Source organism: Bradyrhizobium sp. (genome assembly GCF_035701725.1).
GTDB lineage: Bacteria > Pseudomonadota > Alphaproteobacteria > Rhizobiales > Xanthobacteraceae > Bradyrhizobium.
Genome location: NZ_DASSRP010000028.1, coordinates 1 through 3362, shown reverse-complemented (window position 1 = coordinate 3362; position 3362 = coordinate 1). Strand labels below are relative to the sequence as shown.

The 3362-nt window shown below is 62.8% G+C and carries 3 protein-coding genes; all 3 read right to left on the bottom strand.

From position 1 onward, the window contains the following. A partial coding sequence (locus tag VFL62_RS01505) for a xanthine dehydrogenase family protein molybdopterin-binding subunit (RefSeq protein WP_325170612.1) occupies positions 1–2150 on the bottom strand: 2150 nt, incomplete at its 3' end. 84 nt (positions 2151–2234) lie between these two features. Beyond that, positions 2235–2720: a (2Fe-2S)-binding protein gene (locus tag VFL62_RS01500; protein WP_325170611.1), complete on the bottom strand. Its 486-nt coding sequence runs from the start codon at positions 2718–2720 to the stop codon at positions 2235–2237. Positions 2721–3133: 413 nt separating this feature from the next. After that, a partial coding sequence (locus VFL62_RS01495) for an SDR family oxidoreductase (protein ID WP_325170610.1) occupies positions 3134–3362 on the bottom strand: 229 nt, incomplete at its 5' end.

Genomic DNA, 3362 nt, shown 5'->3' with positions numbered 1-3362 from the left:
AGGTCGTCGGCGCGCGGCATGGTGTAATCCATGAACGACGCCGTCACGAGCTGGCCGTTATCGTCATACACGGCGCCTTCGAGCAGCGCCTGGCCGATGCCCTGCGCGAGCCCGCCATGCACCTGGCCTTCGACCACCATCGGGTTGATCAGCCGGCCGAAGTCATCGGCCGCGACGAAGTTGATGAAAGAGGTTTTGCCGGTCGCCGCATCGACCTCGACTTCGCAGATGTAAGCCCCGGCGGGGAACGTGAAGTTGGTCGGATCGTAGAACGCGCTCTCTTTCAGGCCGGGCTCCATGCCCTCGGGGAGGTTATGCGCGGTATAGGCGGCGAGCGCGACCATCGGCAGCGCCAGCGACTTGTCGGTACCTGTGACCTTGAACTCGCCATTCTCGATGACGATGTCGCCTTCCGAGGCTTCGAGCAGATGGGCTGCGATCTTCTTGGCCTTGGCTTCGACCTTCTCCATCGCCTTGATGATCGCACTGCCGCCGACGGCGAGCGAGCGCGAGCCGTAAGTGCCCATGCCGAACTGCACCTTGTCGGTATCACCATGCACGATCGACACCTGGCTGATGGGAACGCCGAGGCGTTCGGAAATCAGTTGCGCGAACGTCGTCTCGTGGCTCTGGCCGTGGCTGTGCGAACCGGTGAGCACTTCGATGGTGCCGACCGGGTTGACGCGGATCTCGGCGGATTCCCACAGGCCGACACCGGCCCCCAGGCTGCCGACCGCTTTCGACGGCGCAATACCGCAGGCCTCGATATAGCAGGAGACGCCGATCCCGCGCAGCTTGCCTTCGGATTTCGCCTTGGCCTTGCGTGCGGGGAAGCCTTCATAATCGATCGCCTTCATGGCCGCATCGATCGAGGCGTGGAAATCGCCGGTGTCGTAGGCCATGATCACCGGCGTCTGGTGCGGGAACTGGGTGATGAAGTTCTTCTTGCGCAGCTCAGTCGGATCGACCTTGAGCTGCCGCGCCGCGGTTTCCATCATGCGCTCGACCAGATAGCTCGCCTCGGGGCGACCGGCGCCGCGATAGGCGTCGACCGGCGTGGTGTTCGTGTAGACCGTAATCACTTCGGCATGAATCGCCGGAATGTTGTACTGCCCCGACAGCAGCGTGGCGTAGAGATAGGTCGGCACCGCCGAAGAGAACAGCGACATGTAGGCGCCGAAATTGGAATAGGTCTTCACCCGCAACCCCAGGATCTTGTTATCCTTGTCGAACGCCATTTCGGCTTCGGTGATGTGGTCGCGGCCATGCATATCGGTCAGGAACGATTCCGAGCGGTCGGCGGTCCACTTGATCGGGCGGCCGACTTTCTTCGAGGCCCACAGGCACACCATCTCTTCGGGATAGATGTAGATCTTGGAGCCGAAACCGCCGCCGACATCGGGCGCGATCACCCTCAATTTGTGCTCGGGCGCGACGTTGTAGAACGCCGACAGCACCAGGCGCGCGACATGCGGGTTTTGCGAGGTGGTATACAGCGTGAAGTGCTCTTCGGCGGAATCGTAGTCGGCAATCGCCGAGCGCGGCTCCATCGCATTCGGCACCAGGCGGTTGTTGGCGAGCTCGAATTTCACGACATTGGCAGCCTTGCCGAAAGCTTGCTTCACCGCGGCCTCGTCGCCAAGCGTCCAGTCGAAGATGATGTTGCCCGGTGCCTCCGGGTGAAGCTGAGGCGCACCCGGCTTGATCGCGGCGCGGATATCGGGCGCCGCCGGCAACTCTTCATAATTGACGACGACGGCTTCAGCCGCGTCACGCGCCTGATTCTTGGTTTCGGCGATCACGACCGCGACCGCCTGGCCGACGAAGCGCACCGTCTCCGGCGCCATCGCCGGCCAGGCGCCCATCTTCATCGGCGAGCCGTCCTTGGAGGTGATGGCCCAGCCGCAAATCAAATTGCCGATCTTGTCGTCGACGAGCTGTTGCCCGGTCAGAACGGCGATCACACCCGGCATTGCCGTCGCCGCGGAGGCATCGATGCCCTTGACCTTGGCATGTGCATGCGGGCTGCGAACGAAATGGGCGAACGTCATGCCCAGAAGCTTGATATCGTCGACGTAACGTCCCTTACCGGTAATGAACCGCTTGTCTTCCTTGCGCACGACGCTGGCGCCAATGCCTTCAACACCCATGTCCTGTCCTCCCTGCCGGAGTTCTAAGTCCCGCCGCTTCCATCGAACGCGGCAGCCTGTTGCCTGATGACAATTCGCAGGCGGCTATTCGGCCGCTTGCGCAACCTTCATGCGGGAGGCCGCGTCGAGCACCGCTTTGACGATGTTGTGGTAGCCGGTGCAGCGGCAGATATTGCCTTCGAGCTCGTGGCGAACGGTGGTCTCATCGAGGCGGCCGCCATGGCGATGCACGATATCGATCGCCGCCATGATCATGCCCGGCGTGCAGAAGCCGCATTGCAGGCCGTGATTGTCGCGGAAGGCGGCCTGCATCGGGTGCAGTTCGTCGCCCTTGGCGATGCCCTCGATCGTGGTGATGCTGCTGCCTGCGGCCTGCCCGGCCAGCATGGTGCAGGATTTTACCGCGCGGCCATCGACGTGAACCGTGCAGGCCCCGCATTGGCTGGTGTCACAGCCTACGTGGGTACCTGTCAGGTTCAAGTGATCGCGCAGGAGATGAACCAGCAGCGTGCGGTCCTCGACATCGGCCGAGATGGCCCTGCCGTTTACCGTCAGTTTGACTGTCGACATGAAGTCCCTCCCCGGGATTTTGCATTCTTGATTTGGCCGATTAGACCACGCGCTGTTTTTGGCGCAATTGCGATCATGGTAGTAGTTCTTCGTCAGAAGGAAAGGGGTAAGCTGACAGGATTGCGGGCCGGGCCTGCGCATCCGGTCGCTGGTCGGCCGGCGATTTCCACCGAACCGGCCGGCGCGACATTTGGAAGCGATCTTCTGAAGGGATTATGACAGCGCGGGCGAGCCCGCCGAACAGATAGCAACGGCGCTGAGGCCTTTGCGGGCGCCGGCTAATTGCCGAGCTTTCGTGCTGCTTGAAGTCGCGGCACGCGCAATCGCTGCGAGATTCATCCGCCCTGCTTCGCTGGCGTCACCGCGCACCTGGAGCGACATGCGCTGGACGACCTGCGCGGTAAAATCCGCGGTCAGGGCTGGCCGGTGCCGCCGGCAGAGCCGTAAACCTGCCCCGTTGCGTAACTGGCGTCGGCCGCGGCGAGTTGAACATAGATCGAGGCGAGTTCGGCCGGCTGGCCTGGACGGCCCAAGGCGGTCTGACCGCCGAACTTCTCAAGCTTCTCCATGGTCGCGCCGCCAGAAACTTGCAGCGGTGTCCAGATCGGTCCAGGCGCCACGCCGTTGACGCGGATGCCTTTC

Bases quoted from the DNA above. Each gene is read 5' to 3' on its own strand.
- VFL62_RS01500 (WP_325170611.1), bottom strand. From the start codon at position 2,720: ATGTCGACAGTCAAACTGACGGTAAACGGCAGGGCCATCTCGGCCGAT.